The organism is Mesorhizobium sp. C120A (genome assembly GCF_030323105.1).
In the GTDB taxonomy this organism is placed as follows: Bacteria; Pseudomonadota; Alphaproteobacteria; order Rhizobiales; family Rhizobiaceae; genus Mesorhizobium.
Window position 1 is genome coordinate 1,856,967 of sequence record NZ_CP100476.1, and the last position, 17,045, is coordinate 1,874,011.

The 17,045-nt window shown below is 63.8% G+C and carries 15 protein-coding genes; 9 read left to right on the plus strand and 6 right to left on the minus strand.

Features of this window, described 5'->3' with window-relative positions; all coding sequences use genetic code 11:
* Positions 1-17: 17 nt before the first annotated feature.
* The 3 genes from NL532_RS09155 to NL532_RS09165 are packed head-to-tail and all read right to left on the minus strand — an operon-like array spanning position 18 to position 2,373.
* Positions 18-1,049, minus strand: coding sequence for a phosphotransferase (locus tag NL532_RS09155; RefSeq protein WP_023828253.1), 1,032 nt, complete (start codon positions 1,047-1,049; stop codon positions 18-20).
* Positions 1,046-1,561: a MaoC family dehydratase gene (locus tag NL532_RS09160; protein ID WP_280799695.1), complete on the minus strand. Its 516-nt coding sequence runs from the start codon at positions 1,559-1,561 to the stop codon at positions 1,046-1,048. The genes NL532_RS09155 and NL532_RS09160 overlap by 4 nt, the downstream gene beginning before the upstream one ends.
* Positions 1,558-2,373, minus strand: a complete 816-nt coding sequence (locus NL532_RS09165; protein WP_023828251.1) for an SDR family oxidoreductase — start codon at positions 2,371-2,373, stop codon at positions 1,558-1,560. Before NL532_RS09165 ends, NL532_RS09160 begins: the two co-directional genes overlap by 4 nt.
* A 127-nt stretch (positions 2,374-2,500) precedes the next feature.
* Between NL532_RS09165 and NL532_RS09170 the strand changes: the two genes are divergently transcribed.
* Genes NL532_RS09170 through NL532_RS09180 form a run of 3 tightly spaced genes read left to right on the plus strand, consistent with a single transcriptional unit; the run spans position 2,501 to position 4,996 of the window.
* The gene (locus NL532_RS09170) at positions 2,501-3,742 is read left to right on the plus strand and encodes an acyl-CoA dehydrogenase family protein (protein WP_023828250.1); all 1,242 of its coding nucleotides are present in this window, start codon (positions 2,501-2,503) and stop codon (positions 3,740-3,742) included.
* On the plus strand, positions 3,645-3,947 hold the full coding sequence (locus NL532_RS09175; protein ID WP_081730910.1) for a zinc-binding dehydrogenase: 303 nt from the start codon (positions 3,645-3,647) through the stop codon (positions 3,945-3,947). Before NL532_RS09170 ends, NL532_RS09175 begins: the two co-directional genes overlap by 98 nt.
* A gap of 11 nt (positions 3,948-3,958) precedes the next feature.
* A complete protein-coding gene (locus NL532_RS09180; RefSeq protein ID WP_023691846.1) occupies positions 3,959-4,996 on the plus strand; it encodes a zinc-binding dehydrogenase in 1,038 nt (345 codons plus the stop codon).
* Between the two features lie 181 nt (positions 4,997-5,177).
* On the opposite strand, the gene NL532_RS09185 is transcribed toward NL532_RS09180, so the two are convergent.
* The 3 genes from NL532_RS09185 to NL532_RS09195 form a co-directional block, all read right to left on the minus strand.
* A complete protein-coding gene (locus NL532_RS09185; protein ID WP_023828249.1) occupies positions 5,178-8,309 on the minus strand; it encodes an efflux RND transporter permease subunit in 3,132 nt (1,043 codons plus the stop codon).
* On the minus strand, positions 8,306-9,469 hold the full coding sequence (locus tag NL532_RS09190; protein WP_023828248.1) for an efflux RND transporter periplasmic adaptor subunit: 1,164 nt from the start codon (positions 9,467-9,469) through the stop codon (positions 8,306-8,308). Before NL532_RS09190 ends, NL532_RS09185 begins: the two co-directional genes overlap by 4 nt.
* A gap of 171 nt (positions 9,470-9,640) precedes the next feature.
* Positions 9,641-10,468 (minus strand): MurR/RpiR family transcriptional regulator, encoded by an 828-nt coding sequence (locus NL532_RS09195; protein ID WP_023828247.1) that lies wholly within the window; start codon positions 10,466-10,468, stop codon positions 9,641-9,643.
* Between the two features lie 147 nt (positions 10,469-10,615).
* On the opposite strand from NL532_RS09195, the gene NL532_RS09200 reads away from it, so the two are divergent.
* From NL532_RS09200 to NL532_RS09225, 6 genes are all read left to right on the plus strand, one after another.
* Positions 10,616-11,434, plus strand: a complete 819-nt coding sequence (locus NL532_RS09200; RefSeq protein ID WP_023828246.1) for an N-formylglutamate amidohydrolase — start codon at positions 10,616-10,618, stop codon at positions 11,432-11,434.
* Positions 11,435-11,451: 17 nt separating this feature from the next.
* On the plus strand, positions 11,452-12,996 hold the full coding sequence (locus NL532_RS09205; protein WP_023686444.1) for an amino acid permease: 1,545 nt from the start codon (positions 11,452-11,454) through the stop codon (positions 12,994-12,996).
* Positions 12,997-13,073: 77 nt separating this feature from the next.
* Entirely contained in the window at positions 13,074-14,630 is a 1,557-nt protein-coding gene (locus NL532_RS09210) for an amino acid permease (RefSeq protein ID WP_023671163.1), read from the plus strand.
* Between the two features lie 79 nt (positions 14,631-14,709).
* A complete protein-coding gene (locus NL532_RS09215; protein WP_023740939.1) occupies positions 14,710-16,080 on the plus strand; it encodes a glutamine synthetase family protein in 1,371 nt (456 codons plus the stop codon).
* Between the two features lie 89 nt (positions 16,081-16,169).
* Positions 16,170-16,625, plus strand: coding sequence for a DUF7662 domain-containing protein (locus NL532_RS09220; protein ID WP_023828245.1), 456 nt, complete (start codon positions 16,170-16,172; stop codon positions 16,623-16,625).
* The gene (locus NL532_RS09225) at positions 16,622-17,041 is read left to right on the plus strand and encodes a type II toxin-antitoxin system VapC family toxin (protein WP_023804693.1); all 420 of its coding nucleotides are present in this window, start codon (positions 16,622-16,624) and stop codon (positions 17,039-17,041) included. Before NL532_RS09220 ends, NL532_RS09225 begins: the two co-directional genes overlap by 4 nt.
* Positions 17,042-17,045: the final 4 nt, after the last annotated feature.

The following is a 17,045-nucleotide window of genomic DNA, read 5'->3' on the forward strand; positions in this document are numbered from 1 at the left end:
AATATCTCATTGTAGAGTCAGGTTCGGTCGATCAGCTTGGCGGCAAGGTGCGACAGCAGCTTCACCGCTTGACCATAGGTCTTGGCCTTTTCGGGATTGGAGGCGTTGCCGTCCAGCGCCCGCTTGTAGACGCCCTGACAGATGGCCGCCAAGCGGAAGAAGGAGAATGCGAGGAAGAAGCTCCAATTGTCGATGCCGGCCAGCCCGCGCCGACGGCAATACGCCGCGACATAGGCTTCCTCCAAGGGCAGGCCGAGGGCGGCGCGGTCGACGCCGCCAAGACCGCGAAAGCCCGAGGCGTGCGGCAGGCGCCATTGCATGCATTGATAGGCGATGTCGGCGAAGGGATCGCCGAGTGTCGACAGTTCCCAGTCGAGCACCGCCAGCACTTTCGGCTCGCTGGCTGCGAAGATCATGTTGTCCAGCCGGTAGTCGCCATGCACGAGGGATTTTCGGCCGTCATCGGCCGGCATATGCGTCTCCAGCCACGCGATCAGCAGGTCCATGTCGGCGACCGTGCCGGTCTCCGAGGCGCGGTACTGGCTGGTCCAGCGTGCCAGCTGGCGTTCGAAGTAATTGCCGGGTTTGCCGAAATCGCCGAGCCCGACCGCCTCGACATCGACATCGTGCAGGGCCGCCAGCGTGGCGTTCATAGCATCGTAGAGGGCGGCGCGCTCATCGTTGCCAGCGGCCTCCGGCACTGCCGGATCCCAGAAGATGCGGCCGTCGAGAAAATCCATGACGTAGAACATGCGGCCGATCGGCGTCGCCTCCGCCGACAGATGCAGCATCGCCGGCACCGGCACGGCGGTGCCGGCCAGCGCCTTCATGACCGTGAATTCGCGGTCGACCTGATGCGCCGATTTCAGCAACTGGCCCGGCGGCTTGGCGCGCAGGACATAGCGGCCGCTGGCCGCGGTCAGCAGATAGGTCGGGTTCGACTGGCCGGATTTGAATTTTTCGATTGCGGAAAGCCGTGCAAAACCAGGGATGTGCGCCTCGAGGTAAGGGGCTAGCGCTGTCTGGTCGAGCGTATTGGCGTCGCTCATGCGGTCTCCGGCTCACGCTCGATCAGCGTCAGCGTCAGCCAGCGCGCCGTCAGCGCCGGCTTCTTCGAGCCTTCGATCTCGATGGTCACGTCATGCGCCGTCTGCACCCAGCCCGACGGCCTGACCTTGACGTCGGCCAGCACGAAGCGGGTGCGGATGCGCGCGCCGGTCTTCACCGGCGCCAGGAAGCGCAGCGAATCGAAGCCGTGATTGACTCCCATCTTGCCCTTTTCCAGCGGCGGCATGGTCTCGAAGGTCATGGCCGACAGCAGCGACAGCGACAGAAAGCCATGCGCGATGGTGCCGCCGAACGGCGTCTCCAGCCTGGCGCGCTCGGGGTCGCAATGGATGAACTGGTGGTCGTCGGTGGCGTCGGCGAACTGGTCGATCATGGTCTGTGTGACCTCGCGCCATGGCGAGACGCCGACTTCCTTGCCGACGCTGGCCAGAAGCACATCGAGACTGATCGGTTCCACTGCGGTGTCCTCCCCTTGCCGCCGACCGCGGCTCATTCCTTGAACAATGTCAGCCCATGCTGCACCGACTGCCCGCCGTCGATCGGCAGGATGGCGCCGGTGACATAGGAACCGGCACGGCTGCACAAATAGAGCGTTGCGCCGCCGATGTCATCCGCCACGCCGATACGTCCGATCGGCACATGGCTGCCGACATGTCTGGCCTTTTCGTCGGTGCCGGTGGCAAAGGCGGTCATCCGGCTCTGGAAGGGACCGGGCGCGAAGGCGTTGACGGTGATGCGCCGCGCCGCGAGTTCGATCGCCAGCGTGCGCGTCAGGTGGTGAACGGCGCCCTTGGACGCGGTGTAGGAATAGGCGTCGTCGGCCAGCGGCTGCGTGCCCATCACCGAGCCCAGATTGACGACGCGAGCCGGATCGGCATCGCTGGCCGCGGCTTCCAGCAGCGGCAGCAATTCGCGCGTCAGATGAAAGACGGCGGTGACGTTGACGGCGAACACCTTGGCCCAGCCGCTATAGGGAAAATCCTCCAGCGAGGCGCCCCAGGATATGCCGGCATTGTTGACGAGGATGTGCAGCTTCTCGGTGCGCGCCTTGACCTCGCTGACCAGCGCGGCAATGCCTGCTTCGCTCGAGACGTCACCGGCGAAACCTTCGGCACTGCCGGAGCCGCCGAGCCCGTTCAACTCAGCGGCGACCTTGATGCAATCCTCGCCCTTGCGCGAGGCGATCATCACGGTAGCGCCGGCTTGGACCAAAGCGGTCGCCACCATGCGGCCGATGCCGGTCGCGGCTCCCGTCACCAGCGCTGTCTTGCCGGCGACTGAGAACAGTTCTTCCAGATAGCTCATCGCAATTCCTCCGCGCCTCTCTGCTCACGGTCTGGGGCGAAAGGGCTCGCGTTGACAAGGCTACCCGAAGTACGGTCATCCTTGCCACGGGTAAAGTGCCCCAGATGCGTGAAAGGGTTGGAGACCGATGGCGGACATGAATCTCGGCATGACCGAGCGGCTGAAGCCGATCCACGCCCGCGTCGCCACCATGGTGCGCGATGAGATCATGCCGCTCGATCATGAGTTTTTGAGCGAGGTCGGCAAGGGCGGCGACCGCTGGGTCTACACCGCGCGGCAGACCGAGATCCTCGAAGGGTTGAAGAAGACGGCCAAGGAGCGCGGTCTGTGGAATTTCTGGCTGACCGGGTCCGAGCGCGGCTACGGGCTCTCGACCGTTGAATATGCCTATCTCGCCGAGGAGATGGGCAAGGCGCATCTCGGCGCCGAGACCTTCAACTGCTCGGCGCCCGACACCGGCAATATGGAGGTGCTGGAGCGCTATGGCTCGGAGGATCACAAGCAGGCATGGCTGGCGCCGCTGCTCGAGGGGAAAATGCGCTCGGCCTATCTGATGACCGAGCCGGACGTCGCTTCCTCCGACGCCACCAACATCGCCATGCGCTGCGAACGGCGAGGCGACGACTATGCACTCAACGGCGAGAAATGGTGGGCGTCGGGGGCCGGGGACCCGCGCTGCGCCATCTACATTGTCATGGTTCGGACCGGCGGCGAAGCCGAGCCGCAGCACCGCCGCCATTCGATGATCCTGGTGCCGTCCGGTACCAAGGGCGTGACCAAGCTGCGGCCGATGCAGGTTTATGGCGACGACGACGCGCCGCATGGCCACATGCATCTTCGCTTCGACAATGTGCGGGTGACGGCCGGAAACCTGATCCTCGGCGAGGGCAGGGGGTTCGAGATCGCCCAGGGGCGGCTTGGCCCCGGCCGCATCCACCATTGCATGCGCGCCATCGGCCAGGCCGAAATGGCGCTGGAGCTGCTGTGCCAGCGCTCGGTGCGCCGCGAGGCCTTCGGCCAGCCATTGGCCAAGCTCGGCGCCAATTTCGACATCATCGCGGAGTGCCGCATGGAGATCGAGATGGCGCGGCTGCTCTGCCTCAAGGCGGCGTGGATGATCGACCAGGGCGATGCGCGCGCAGCCGCGCCCTGGATCAGCCAGATCAAGGTCATCGCACCGCGCGTCGCGCTCAAGGTCACCGACGAGGCAGTGCAGATGTTCGGCGCGCAAGGCATCAGCCAGGACACGCCGCTGGCACGCTCATGGACGCATCTGCGAACCCTGCGCCTCGCCGACGGGCCGGACGCCGTGCACCGCCGGCAGGTGGCGCGCACGGAGCTCAGGAAATACACGCAGGAAAGGGTCTGAGTGGATGAAAACCCTCATCGCCCGCGATTTCGCGCCGCTCGACCAGCTCGTCCATGCCGACAATCTGAAGGAGCTGGTCGGCTGGCATCTCGCCGGCAAGGTTCGGCCGGCCATCGAAGGCACTTATCCGCTGGCCGATGCCGCCGCCGTGGTGACGCGCGTGCTTGGCCGTGGCGCATCCGGCAAGCTCATCCTCAAACTGTAAGGAGCCCCGCCATGGCGATCCCCTCAGACATGAAAGCACTGCTGCTGACCGGCGACGGCTACACCAGGACGCCCTCCGGCAGTGCGCTGGAGGCGATGGAGCCGTATCTCAAGCTTGGCAGCATCGGCGTGCCGACGCCCGGACCGAGCCAGGTTCTGATCAAGGTCAGCCTCGCCTCGATCAACCCGTCCGACGTCATGTTCATCAAGGGCCAGTACGGTCAGCCGCGCGCCAAGGGCCAGCCGGCCGGCTTCGAGGGTGTCGGCACGGTCGTTGCCAGCGGCGACGAGCCCTATGCGAAAAGCCTGATCGGCAAGCGCATCGCCTTCACCACAGGCGTCACCAATTGGGGTGCGTGGGCGGACTATGCAGTTGCCGAAGCTGCCGGCTGCATTCCGCTGCTCGACACGGTCCGCGACGAGGATGGCGCGGCGATGATCGTCAACCCGCTCACGGCGCTCGCCATGTTCGACATCGTCAAGGAGACGGGCGAAAAAGCCTTCATCATGACCGCCGGCGCTAGCCAGCTTTGCAAGCTGATCGCGGGTCTCGCCAAGGAGGCTGGGTTCCGGCCGATCGTCACCGTGCGCCGCGACGAGCAGATTCCGCTGTTGAAGGAGATCGGGGCTGCCCATGTGCTCAACGAGAAGGCGCCGGATTTCAAGGCAGCACTACGCGATGTGGTCAAGGCCGAGCAGCCGCGCATCTTCCTCGATGCCGTGACCGGGCCGCTGGCCTCGGCGATCTTCGACGCCATGCCGAAGCGCTCGCGCTGGATCATCTATGGACGGCTCGATCCGGACACCACTGTCATCCGTGAGCCCGGCCAGATGATCTTCCAACACAAGCACATTGAAGGCTTCTGGCTGGTCGAATGGATGCGCCAGTTCCGCGACAAGCGCGGCCCGGCGATCATGGAAGCACAGAAGCGCTTTTCGGATGGGCGCTGGTCAACCGACGTGACGGCGGTGCTACCGCTGGATGAGGCGATGGCGAAGGCCCCGGCGGAGCTGGCCAAGCCGAACGGGAAGGTGTTTATTAGGCCGTGACTTTCTACCCTCCCCCTTGTGGGGAGGGTCGACGAAAGAGCAATTTTGCTCTTTCGTCGGGGTGGGGGTCTTGGCTCCTACCTCTGTTATTCGCGGGAGCGCTGCACCGACGTTAGTTGGCGCTGCACCCCACCCCGGACCTGCGGTCCGACCCTCCCCACAAGGGGGAGGGTAAGCGGAGCTACTCCGCCGGCTCGACATTGGCGTACGCCGCTTCCTCAAGCTCCCGCTTCAGCCTCGCTTCCTCATGCGCCTTCGGCGTGACGAAGCGGCCGAGCAGGAGGTAGGCGACCGGGGTCAGGAACAGCGTCGAGACGGTGGCGAGACCCAGCCCGCCGACGATGACCCAGCCGAGCGCGATGCGCGCTTCGGCACCGGCGCCGGCGGCCAGCACCAGCGGGACCCCGCCGAGGATGGTGCAGATCATCGTCATCATCACCGGCCGCAGGCGGATGATCGAGGCCTGCTCGATCGCCTGGCGCACGCCGAGGCCGCGGTCGCGCAGTTGGTTGGCGAATTCGACGATGAGGATGCCGTTCTTGGCCATGACGCCGACCAGAAGCACGAGGCCAATCTGGCTGTAGGCATTGAGGCTGGTGCCTGACAAAAGCAGCGCAAAGATTGCGCAGGCAAGGCCGAGGGGGACCGTCGCCATGATGATGACGGCGCTGACGAAGCTTTCGAACTGGGCGGCGAGCACCAGGAGGATGATGACCAGCGCGAAGCCGAAAATGGTGATCATGGCGCTGTTGGTCTCGCCGAGCGTCGCGGCTTCGGCCAGCGGCAGGACGCGGCTGCCCGGCGGCAGCAGCGGGGCGGCGATCTGCTCGGCAACGCCGAGCGCGTCACCCAGTGCGAAATTGCCGTTCAGGTTCGAGGTGATCGCCACCGAAGGCTGCTGCTGTTCGCGGGTCAGCGACGGCGGCACGGCGCGCTCGGTCAGCGTGGCGATGGTCGACATTGGCACGAAGCGGCCGTCGGCGGTCTTCAGGAAGATGTTTTCCAGATCGGTCGGATCATTGATCGGGTTGGTGGTCGAGACCAGCTTCACGCCATAGCTGCGGTCGGCGATGTAGACATCGACGACATCGTTGCCGTCGAGCATCGCCTGCAAGGTGTTGGCGAGACCCGATATGTCGATGCCGAGATCGGAGGCGCGCTCGCGGTCGATGGCCACCGCCAGCTGCGGCTGCGTCGGGTCGATGGAAAGCCGCGGCGTCTGGAAGCGCGGATCGGCCTGCATCCGGGCGATGATCTTCACCGCCGCGTCGCCGAGCGCCTTGCGGTCGTTGCCGACCAGCGCGAATTGCAGGCCGTTGCCGGCGCCGCGAATGCCGAGGCTATTGGCCTGCACCGGGAAGATGCGCACGGATGGCACCTGCCGGGTCAGCTGGCTTATCTGCGCCATGATCTCCTGCTGGCTGCGCGTGCGCTCGTCCCACGGCGCCAGCGTCATCACCATGAAGCCGGAATTGTAGGCGCCGTTCTGGCCGGCGTTTTCGAAGGTCGAGACGATCTCGCCGGAATCGCGCAGCGGCTGGATCAGCCGCTCGATCTTCTGCATCTGCTGCGTGGTGTAATCGAGGCTGACGCCTTGCGGCGCGTTGATGCGCAACAGCACGACGGCGCGGTCCTCGCTCGGCGTCAGTTCCTGGCGGATGGTGCCGAACAGGCTGAAGGCGACGCCCGCAAACAGCACCGCAACCAGCAGCACGATCCACGGCGCGCCGAGGCAGGCATGCAGGGCGCGCTTGTAGGCCGCGTTCAGCGCGCCACCGACGCGCGCGCCAATGCCGTGACCGCCTTCATGGTGGAGCGATGCGCCGGTCAACATGCGCGAGGCCAGCATCGGGCACAGCGTCAGCGCCACCACGCAGGAGAGCAGCACCGACATGGCGAGGACGAAGCCGAATTCGCGAAACAGGCCGCCGGTCTGTCCCGGCAGGAAGGAGATCGGCACGAAAACGGCAACGAGCGTCAGCGTCGTGGCGATGACGGCGAAGAACACTTCCTGGGCGCCGAGCACGGCGGCGGCACGAGGCCCCATGCCTTCGTTGCGCCGTCGCACGATGTTTTCCAGAACGACTATGGCGTCGTCGACGACAAGGCCGGTCGCCAGCACCAGCGCCAGAAGCGTCAGGATGTTGATGGAGAAGCCGGCGAGATAGATGGCGGCGATGGTGCCAATCATGGCGACCGGCATTGAGAGACCGGGGATCAGCGTCGCGCGCCAGTCGAGCAGGAAGATGTAGATGACGATCAGCACCATGGAGATCGACAGGCCGAGCGCGATCTCGACCTCGTGCACGGCGCCGTTGACGAAGACGGCGTCGTCGCTGGTGATCTTGATCGACATGCCCTTGGGCAGGTTTTCCTGCAGCTTGGCGACGGCTGCCTTCACTCCGGTGGAAATATCCAGCGTGTTCGATTCCGCCTGGCGGATGATGCCAAGGCCAATGCCGGTCTTGCCGTCGGAGCGCAACGAGGTCTGGCCGATGTCGGGACCGAGCGTGACGGTGGCGACGTCGCGGATGCGCGTCGTGCCGCCGATGATGATGTTTTCGAATTCTTCCGGCGTCGTCACATCGGCCGTGGTGCGGACGATGAGATCCTGGTTGGTGGTGGTGATCGAACCGGCTGGTGAATCGAAAGCGACCGAGGCAAGCGCTGCCCTCAGATCGGCCACAGTGAAGCCGAGGCTGGCGAGCTTGTTCTGGTCGACATCGATGCGGAAGATCTTGTCGCGGTCGCCATAGACCTGAACGTCGGCGACGCCAGGCACGGCAGCCAGTTCGTCCTCGATCTGGTCCTGGACAATCACCGTCATGTCCTGCACCGACATGGTGTCGGAGGTGACGGCCAGTCGCATCACGGCATCGGAATTGGCATCGGCCTTGACGATGCGCGGCGGATCGGCGGTCTCCGGTATCATGTTGGCGACACGGCCGACCGCGTCGCGCACGTCGGAAGCGGCGACGTTCAAATCGACGCCGTCGTTGAACTCGATGGTGACGCGGCTCTGGCCGAAGGACGAGGTCGACGAGATCGACTTGACGCCGGATACGCGCGCGACCGCACCCTCGATGGTGTCGGTCAGTTCACGGTCCACGGTTTCGGCGGCGGCGCCCTCGAAGGCCGTCGACACGGTGACCACGGCGCGATCGACGTCGGGCAGTTCGCGGATTTCGACGCCGTAGAAAGCGGCAAGGCCGGCCACTGCGATCAGCGTGTTCAGCACGAAGGCCATGACCGGCCTGCGGATGAAGAGGGCGGTGAAGCCGGTTTCGCTGGCGGTGCTGACAGGCGCGGTCATGAGCCTTCGGCGGCGTCCGCGGCGCGCTGATCCTGGCCGGCGATGCGGACCGCGCCGCCTTCGCTGACGCTCTGGGTGCCCTCGGTCACAACCATGTCGCCATCCTCGATCTCGGCGTCGATCAGCACCGTCTCGGTGTTGCGCTGGATGATGCGCACGGGAACGCGCCTGGCCTTGCCGTCCTCGACCTGCCAGACATAGGCGCCGTCGGAACCCCACAGGATCGCCAGCGGGCTGACGGCCGGATAGGTGTCGCCGGGGAAGCGCATGGTGATGCCGAATGACATGCCGGCGCGCAGCGAATCCGCCGGATTGGCGATTGCAGCCTTGACCAGCAGGGTGCGGCTCTTTTCGTCGATGTGGTTGTCGATGGCCGACACGGTGCCGGTATAGGCCTTGCTCGGATTGGCGATCGGCGTCGCCGACAGTTGCGCGCCGACCTTGACGGCGGCGGCGAAGCGCTCGGGCACCAGGAAATCGACCAGGATGGAGGAGCGGTCGTCAAGCGTGGCGATCGCCGACTGGCTGGTGACGTAATTGCCGGCCGATATCGGCAGGATGCCGACCGTGCCGGCGATAGGGGCGACGATCGAACGACGCTGCAAGGCGAGTTCGGCATCCTGCAGCGCCAGTTTGGCGCCGGCTAGCACCACTTGGGCATCGGCGACGGCGACCGGAGTCGCGGCGTTGGAGGCCCTCAATGATTTCACCCGCTCGAGCTTGTCATGGGCATCCTGCAAGGCGAGCTTGGCACGATCTTGCGAGATCACCTCGGTCTCGGAATCGAGAACAGCGATGATCTGCCCCTTGTCGACGCGGGTGCCGGACTGGACGAGGAATTCAACCAGCCGGCCGGAGCTGTACGGGTTGACCGTCACCGTGGCGTTGGCGCGGCCGGTGCCGATCGCCTGCAGGCGATCGTTGATGGTGGCGGTGGCCGCAGGCAAGGCGACGACATTTGCCGGGCGGCCGGCAGCGTTGCGGCCGCCTGCCTGTTTTGTCGTGTCGACCGCACCGGTTGTGGCGGGCGCCGAAGCATAGGTCCAGTCGATGCCCCAGCGTGCCAGAACCTCCGGCGCGCCCGGGAAGAATCTCGCCCAGGCGAGGACAGCCGCGACCAGGATCACAAGCGCAAAAACGATCTGTTTCCAGGCGACCATCGACACTCCGGTTGGCAAAACGTCTACCGGTTTCACCAAGCAAAAAAACGCGCAGCGACGCACCCGGTATGTGCGAAGCCGCCGCAATATCATGGCTTTATGGCAATTCTGCCGCTTCCATGCACATTAAATCTGCGTAATTTTGCGCACCTGCGGCCGGGATTGAGCGTGTCAGCGCAGGCTTTCCAGGTCGCGGATGCGCCTGGCGCTGTCGGCCTCGAGCTGCCTGGTGACGGCGCCGATCAGGGTCTCGGCGACAACGAACAGAGCGGCGGAAGAGTCCCACGCCGAAGGCACGGCGGTGCGTCCGGCAATGACATGGCGGGCGAAGCGGGCGATCGGCGATAGCCACTGGTCGGTGAACAGCACGATCTGCACGCCGCGCTGATGCGCGGTCTGGGCAAAGCGGACCAGACTGTCCTGGTAGCGCCTGATGTCGAAGATCACCAGCACGTCGCGCTTGCCCATGTCGATCAGCCGGTCGCGCCAGATGCTCTCCTGGCCGGCGAGGTGATAAACGTCGGGCTGGATGATGGCGAGGTGGGCGGCCATGTAGCGCGCCAACGGATCGGTGAAGCGGCCGCCGATCAGGAATGTCTTGCCGCGGCGTTCGGCGAGCCTTGCGGCGATGTCGGCAAGCTGCCTGTCGGAGAGATGCCTGAAGGTCTCGCGCATATTGTCCAGCGTCGCCTCCAGCATTGGCGACACGGCACTGCTGCCTGGCGAGGCCGGATTGAGCGTGCGCGATGCCGGCGACTGCAATTGCGCCGCCAGTTCGTCCTGCAGCGCCGACTGGAACTCGGGATAGTTCTGGAACCCTAGCCTCGAGACAAAGCGCAGGATTGTCGGCGACGATACGCCGGCGGCGGTCGAGAACTCGGCGACCGTCTTCAGCCCGATCAGCGGATAGTTGGCAATCAGTGTCTGCGCGGCGCGGCGCTCGCCGGCCGGCATCGTGCCGATGCGGTCCGAAATCAGTTCGGCAATGCTGGAAATCATCGTTTTCCCCACCCCTGAGCCCGTCCAGACCGCTTCCCCGAAATCGCGTTTGACAAAGCGGGACAAACTGTATGAAATCATCCACAGGGACGCAATGAGGCAAAATACGTAACATAAGATACAGCGCTCCCCAGGGGACGGCAGACTATGGAGAGAGCACGGCCCGCCAGCCTTGCATCGTCTGATACCGTAGGGGTGACGAACCCCGGCGGGTCCAGCCCTTTCGTGCTGACCTGCGACCACGCTTCCAACTTCCTGCCGTCCGAATTCGGCACGCTTGGCCTGCCGGCCGAGGACCTCTCCCGCCACATCGCCTGGGACCCCGGCGCGCTGCCGGTGGCGCGCCGCATCGCGACCGCCCTCGATGCGACGCTCATCGAAACCCGCATCTCGCGCCTGATAATCGACTGCAACCGTCCGCTCGAGGCACCGGACCTGGTGCCGCCGGTCAGCGAGACGACGGCCATTCCGGGCAATGCCGGCCTGTCGGACAGTGAGCGCGCCGAGCGCATCGCTTTGTCGTGGCGGCCGTTCCACGACACGATCGCATCGATCATCGACGACCGGCAGGCGCGTGGGCAGGACACCCGGCTGGTGTCGGTGCATTCCTTCACGCCGGTCTACAAGGGCAAGAACCGGCCCTGGCATATCGGCATCATCCATGATGACGACCGCCGGCTGGCGTCGCCGCTGATAGCGGCGCTGCAGCGGCTCTCCGGCGTCACTGTCGGCATCAACGAGCCCTATTCGCCGGCCGACCGCGTCTATTTCACTTTGGAGCGCCATGCACGCTCGCGCGGCCTTTCCTGCGCAATGATCGAAATCCGCAACGACGAGATTTCCGGCGAGACCGGGCAGCGGAAATGGGCGGATCTGCTCACAGGCATTTTTTCTGACCTGGAACCCGAGGAGGCCAAGGGTTCCCGGCGACACGCAGTGGGAAAGTCAGTTCAATCGGCCAGCTAGAAAAACAGGGGACGAAAATGGCAGGACCGGACAAATCAGACGCTGAAAGATCGGAGGATGTAAAAACCCTCCATAGCATGGGCTATGCCCAGGAGTTGGCTCGCCGCATGAGCGGCTTCTCGAACTTCGCTATTTCCTTTTCGATCATTTGCATTCTGGCGGGCGGCATCACGTCCTTCCCGCTGGCCATGGCGACCGGCAGCGGCTTCGAGGCGACTGTCGGCTGGGTCATCGGCGGCGTCTTTGCACTTGTCGTTGCCGCGTCCCTTGGCCAGATCGGCTCGGCCTACCCAACGGCCGGCGGTCTCTACCACTGGTCGTCAATTCTCGGCGGGCGCGGCTGGGGCTGGGCCACGGCCTGGATCAACCTGCTCGGCCTGGTCTTCGTCGTCGCCTCGGTCAATGTCGGCGTTTATGCGCTGTTCAAGGACCTTGTCTGGTCCGGCGTGTTCGGTCACGACGTATCCGCGTGGGGCTATCAGGAGCAGGTGATCGGCGTTGTGATCATCACGGTCGCGCAGGCGCTGATCAACCATTTCGGTATCAGGCTCACCACCATGCTGACGGATTTCTCGGGCTACCTCATTCTGGTCGTCGCCGTCGTGTTGACCGCGATGTTCCTGATCTGGGGCGCAAGCTGGGATTTCTCGCGGCTCACCACCTTCGTCAACAACACCGGTGATCCAGGCGCAGGCTACGTTCCGACCGCACGGACGGCACTCGTCGCCTTCCTGATCGGCCTGCTCTACCCACTCTACACCATCACTGGCTTCGACGCTTCGGCCCACACGTCCGAAGAGACCCACAATGCCCGCGTGGCGGTGCCGCGCGGCATGATCCATTCGGTCCTGTGGTCGCTGGTGTTCGGCTTCGTCATGGCCGTTTCGTTCGTACTGGCCAGCCCCGATCTGGCAGCGACGGCCAAGGATGGCGCCAATGCTTGGTTCAATCTCTTCAACAACCTGCCGGCACCATTCCTGCTGAAGAGCATCATTGCCATCGCGATCGTGCTGGCGAACTTCATCTGCGCTCTTGCCGGACTGACGTCGACCTCGCGCATGATCTTTGCCTTCGCGCGTGACGGCGGCCTGCCCGGTTCGTCGGTGTGGAAAACCGTCAGCCCGACATGGCGCACGCCGGTGGCGGCGATCTGGCTCGGAGCGGTGCTCGCGGTCGCAGCGACATTGTACTCGCCGGCTTTTGCCGCACTGGCGGCCGGCTGTGCATTGTTCCTCTACGTGTCCTACGCCATGCCCGTGGCCGCCGGCCTGCTTGCCGAGGGCAAGAGCTGGACCGAATTCGGCCCGTTCCGCCTCGGCATCTGGTCCAAGCCGTTCGCCGTCATCACGGTGCTTGGCGTTCTGGTGCTGATGTATGCCGGCATCCAGCCGCCCTTCGACATCCTGATCAACTATGCCATCGGCCTGATCGTTCTGCTCGTGGTGCTGTGGTTCGGCATCGAATCGCGCCGCTTCAAGGGCCCGCCGATCGGCGCCGACATTGCTCGCCGCGCTTCCGAGATCGCGGCCGCGGAAGCAGCCGTCGGCCAGACGGCAGGCTAACAGCAAAGACTAGATGCTCCGGCCGGCGCAAGCCGACCGGGGCAGGGCCGGCCAGCAAGAACGCAAAGGGGACTACAATGGCAGCACCGGGTTATTCAGACACAGACAAGGCGGAAGACGTAAAGCACCTCCATTCCATGGGCTACGCCCAGGAACTTGAGCGGCGGCTAAGCCGCTTCTCCAACTTCGCCGTTTCCTTCTCCATCATCTGCATCCTGTCGGGCGGCATCAATTCGCTGGCGCAGGCAACGTCGGGCGCCGGTGGCATCGGCATCGGCATCGGCTGGCTGGTCGGCTGCTTCGTCTCGCTGACCTTCGCGGTCGCCATGTCGCAGATCAGCTCGGCCTATCCGACGGCCGGCGGCCTCTATCACTGGGGTTCGATCCTCGGCAATCGCGGCACCGGCTGGGTGACGGCCTGGCTCAACCTGCTCGGCCTGATCACCGTGCTCGGCGCCATCAATGTCGGCACCTGGACGTTCTTCATCGGCGCCTTCGGGCCGACGCTCGGCATCGAGGGTACGCTGACCAATCAGATGATCTTCCTGGTCATCATCACCGGCGCCCAAGCGCTGATCAACCATCTCGGCATCAAGCTGACTGCGAAGTTGACCGACTTTTCGGGTTACCTGATCTTCTTCGGCTCGATCCTGATTGCTGTCGTCTGCCTGTTCTCCGCCGAGACCTGGGATTTCAGCCGGCTCTTCACCTTCCACAACTACTCGGGTGAGGCCGGCGCCAGCGTCTGGCCGTCCGTCTCGAACGCCTGGGTGTTCGCTCTCGGCCTTCTGCTGCCGATCTACACCATCACCGGCTACGATGCTTCGGCACACACTTCCGAGGAAACCATCAAGGCGGCCTCATCGGTGCCGCGTGCGATGGTGATGTCGGTTATCTGGTCGGCGGTCTTCGGCTATTTGTTCCTGGCCGCCTTCGTGCTGATGATCCCCAACATGGACGACGCCGCCAAGCAGGGTTGGAACGTGTTCTTCTGGGCCTTCGACCAGCGCGTCAGTCCCGGCCTCAAGGAGTTCGTCTACCTCGTCGTGTTCATCGCCCAGCTGTTGTGCGGCCTCGCAACCGTCACCTCGGCTTCGCGCATGATCTTTGCCTTCTCGCGTGACGGCGGCTTGCCGGGCTCGTCGGCACTGGCCAAGGTCAGCCCGACCTATCGCACGCCGGTGGCGGCGATCTGGACGGCGTCGGTCCTGTCGGTGCTGTTCGTCTGGGGTTCGACGCTGGTTTCGGTCGCCGGTACTTCGGCCTACACCATCGTCGTGTCCTGCACCGTCATCTTCCTGTTCCTGTCCTTCACCGTGCCGATCGTGCTCGGCATGCTGGCCTGGGGCACGCCGAAGTGGGACAAGATGGGACCGTGGAACCTGGGCCGTGGCATCTTCATGCTGTTCGGGGTCCTTTCCATAGTGTCGATGATCCTGATCTTCATCATCGGCATCCAGCCGCCGAACGACTGGGCGCTGTACATCACCGTCGGCTTCTTCATCCTGACGGCGATTGTCTGGTTCGCCTTCGAGCGTAATCGCTTCCAGGGTCCGCCGCTGGGCGATATCATCGCGGCGCGTCAGGCAGCGATCAAGGCTGCCGAACAGGCTGTCGGCGAAACCGGCCACTGACGTCACCATCATGGCCATGGCCGGCGTGCAGCCGGCTATGGTTTCGTCCTCAACGACCAAGCACTGGAGTGCCAAAGGAATGGCCGGAAATTTCTCGTTCGATCAGTTGAAGAAAGCGGTCTCCAATGGCGAGATCGACACGGTGCTGGCCTGCATCGTCGACATGCAGGGGCGGCTCGCGGGAAAGCGTTTCCTGGCGCAGTACTTTGTGGATTCTGCTCACGACGAGACGCATGGCTGCAACTATCTGCTCGCCGCCGACATCGATATGGAGCCGGTGCCGGGCTACAAGGCGGCAAGCTGGTCGAAGGGCTATGGCGACTTCGTCATGAAGCCGGACCTTGCCACGCTGCGGCGGATTCCGTGGCTGGAAAAGACCGCGCTGGTGATCTGCGACGTGCTCGACCACCACACCCATGACGACCTTCCGCATTCGCCGCGCGCGATGCTGAAAAAGCAGGTCAAGCGGCTCACCGAACGCGGCTATATCGGCTACTTCGCCTCCGAGCTCGAATTCTACCTGTTCAACGAGACCTACGATTCCGCCCGCAAGAAGCACTGGCAGGGGCTCGACACCGCGTCGCCCTATATCGGCGACTACCAGATCGGCATCACCACCAAGGAAGAAGGCGTCATGCGCCGGCTTCGCAACGAGATGGAAGCGGCGGGCATTCCGATCGAAAACTCCAAGGGCGAATGGGGCCCGGGCCAGGAAGAGATCAATGTGCGCTATGCCGAGGCGCTCGACATGGCGGACCGCCACGTCATCCTGAAGAACGGCGCCAAGGAGATTGCCGAGTCCGAAGGCAAGTCGATTTCCTTCATGTCGAAATACAATTACGGGCTCGCCGGTAATTCCAGCCACATCCACAATTCGCTGTGGAGCGCCGATGGCAACACGCCATTGTTCTTCGACAAGAAGGCGGACTGGACTTTGTCCACGCTTGGCCAGCAATGGGCGGCTGGGCAACTGAAATATGCCAGGGAGTTTACCTGGTTCCTGGCGCCCTACATCAACTCCTACAAGCGCTTCCAGGCCGGCACCTTCGCACCGACCAAGATCATGTGGAGCGAGGACAACCGCACCGCCGGCTTCCGCCTGTGCGGTGAGGGCACCAAGGGCATCCGCATGGAATGCCGCATCGGCGGCGCCGACCTGAACCCCTATCTCGCTTTCGCGGCGCTGATCGCCGCCGGCCTTGCCGGCATCGACGAGAAGCTCGAACTGCAGAAGCCGTTCGTCGGCGATGCCTACCAGGCCTCGCGCCTGCCGGAGATCCCGAAGACGCTGCGCGACGCCACCGAGACGCTGGCCAAGTCGAAGATGCTGAAGCAGGCGCTCGGCGACGATGTGCTCGAACATTATGTCCACACCGCAAAGTGGGAGCAATTCGAATACGACCGCCGCATTACGGATTGGGAACTGCACAGGGGGTTCGAGCGGTATTAAACTTTATACAGCTTTAATGTTGACACTGTAGTGAAGTTAGTACCATATGGTACCTGTAAACTGCAGTGCGCTACATTGAGGAGTTTGCAATGTCCAAATATGCGCCGCTCAAGGACTTTCTCATTGCCCAAAATGTCGATCGCGTTCCGATGTCATTCGCCGAAATCGAGAGAGTGCTCAATCTGCCGCTGCCCGCATCGAAGCGATACCCTGCATGGTGGAGCAACAATCCGAGCAACAATCCCATGACAAGGGAGTGGCTTGAGGCTGGGTTCGAGACCGAATCCGTCAATATAGGGAGTGGGAAACTGGTATTTCGCCGCGTTCGCAAAGTGCCCATTTCGACGCCGCCCAGTGGTAGCGTGCCTGCCGCGCCAAAGGAGGCGCGCGCGGATCGCCACCCCGGTTTTGGTTTCATGAAGGGCCTGATAACAATCGAAGCCGGATTTGATATCACCAAACCTTTCGATGACGAGCCATGGGACCGGGGCTATCTGGGCGGTGAGGCTGACGCGCGCGACGGCAAACTTGCGGTGCGTAAATGAGCGAAGGGCCAAACCTGCTTCTGGATACATGTGCGATGATCTTTGTCGCCAACGATAGTCTGATCGATCCGCACGCAAGCCGGGAGATTTCGGAGGCGGCCTATGACGGCCGTCTGTATCTTTCGCCGATGTCGGCATGGGAGATCGGAATTGGCGTAGCCAAGGGCCGGCTCAATCTGCCATTGGCGCCACTCGACTTCGTGGAGAGATTCATCGAGCGAATGTCGGCAAAGCTCAGCGCTATCTCACCAGCCATTCTGATTGCGTCATCCAACCTGCCCGGTCCGCCCCATGGTGATCCCATGGATCGGATACTGATGGCAAGTGCGAGAGCGTTGGACATGGTTTTGGTGACGCGTGACGAGCCCATCCTTCGCTATGGCCGCAACGGCCATCTGCGCACCCTAGCCTGCTAACTTG

What these genes read in the sequence shown, in the direction of transcription:
- NL532_RS09225 (WP_023804693.1), top strand. Translation starts at nt 16,622, where the DNA reads ATGAGCGAAGGGCCAAACCTGCTTCTGGATACATGTGCGATGATCTTT.
- NL532_RS09205 (WP_023686444.1), top strand. Translation starts at nt 11,452, where the DNA reads ATGGCAGGACCGGACAAATCAGACGCTGAAAGATCGGAGGATGTAAAA.
- NL532_RS09190 (WP_023828248.1), bottom strand. Translation starts at nt 9,469, where the DNA reads ATGGTCGCCTGGAAACAGATCGTTTTTGCGCTTGTGATCCTGGTCGCG.
- NL532_RS09170 (WP_023828250.1), top strand. Translation starts at nt 2,501, where the DNA reads ATGGCGGACATGAATCTCGGCATGACCGAGCGGCTGAAGCCGATCCAC.
- NL532_RS09155 (WP_023828253.1), bottom strand. Translation starts at nt 1,049, where the DNA reads ATGAGCGACGCCAATACGCTCGACCAGACAGCGCTAGCCCCTTACCTC.
- NL532_RS09185 (WP_023828249.1), bottom strand. Translation starts at nt 8,309, where the DNA reads ATGACCGCGCCTGTCAGCACCGCCAGCGAAACCGGCTTCACCGCCCTC.
- NL532_RS09210 (WP_023671163.1), top strand. Translation starts at nt 13,074, where the DNA reads ATGGCAGCACCGGGTTATTCAGACACAGACAAGGCGGAAGACGTAAAG.
- NL532_RS09215 (WP_023740939.1), top strand. Translation starts at nt 14,710, where the DNA reads ATGGCCGGAAATTTCTCGTTCGATCAGTTGAAGAAAGCGGTCTCCAAT.
- NL532_RS09160 (WP_280799695.1), bottom strand. Translation starts at nt 1,561, where the DNA reads ATGAGCCGCGGTCGGCGGCAAGGGGAGGACACCGCAGTGGAACCGATC.
- NL532_RS09220 (WP_023828245.1), top strand. Translation starts at nt 16,170, where the DNA reads ATGTCCAAATATGCGCCGCTCAAGGACTTTCTCATTGCCCAAAATGTC.
- NL532_RS09200 (WP_023828246.1), top strand. Translation starts at nt 10,616, where the DNA reads ATGGAGAGAGCACGGCCCGCCAGCCTTGCATCGTCTGATACCGTAGGG.
- NL532_RS09165 (WP_023828251.1), bottom strand. Translation starts at nt 2,373, where the DNA reads ATGAGCTATCTGGAAGAACTGTTCTCAGTCGCCGGCAAGACAGCGCTG.
- NL532_RS09195 (WP_023828247.1), bottom strand. Translation starts at nt 10,468, where the DNA reads ATGATTTCCAGCATTGCCGAACTGATTTCGGACCGCATCGGCACGATG.
- NL532_RS09180 (WP_023691846.1), top strand. Translation starts at nt 3,959, where the DNA reads ATGGCGATCCCCTCAGACATGAAAGCACTGCTGCTGACCGGCGACGGC.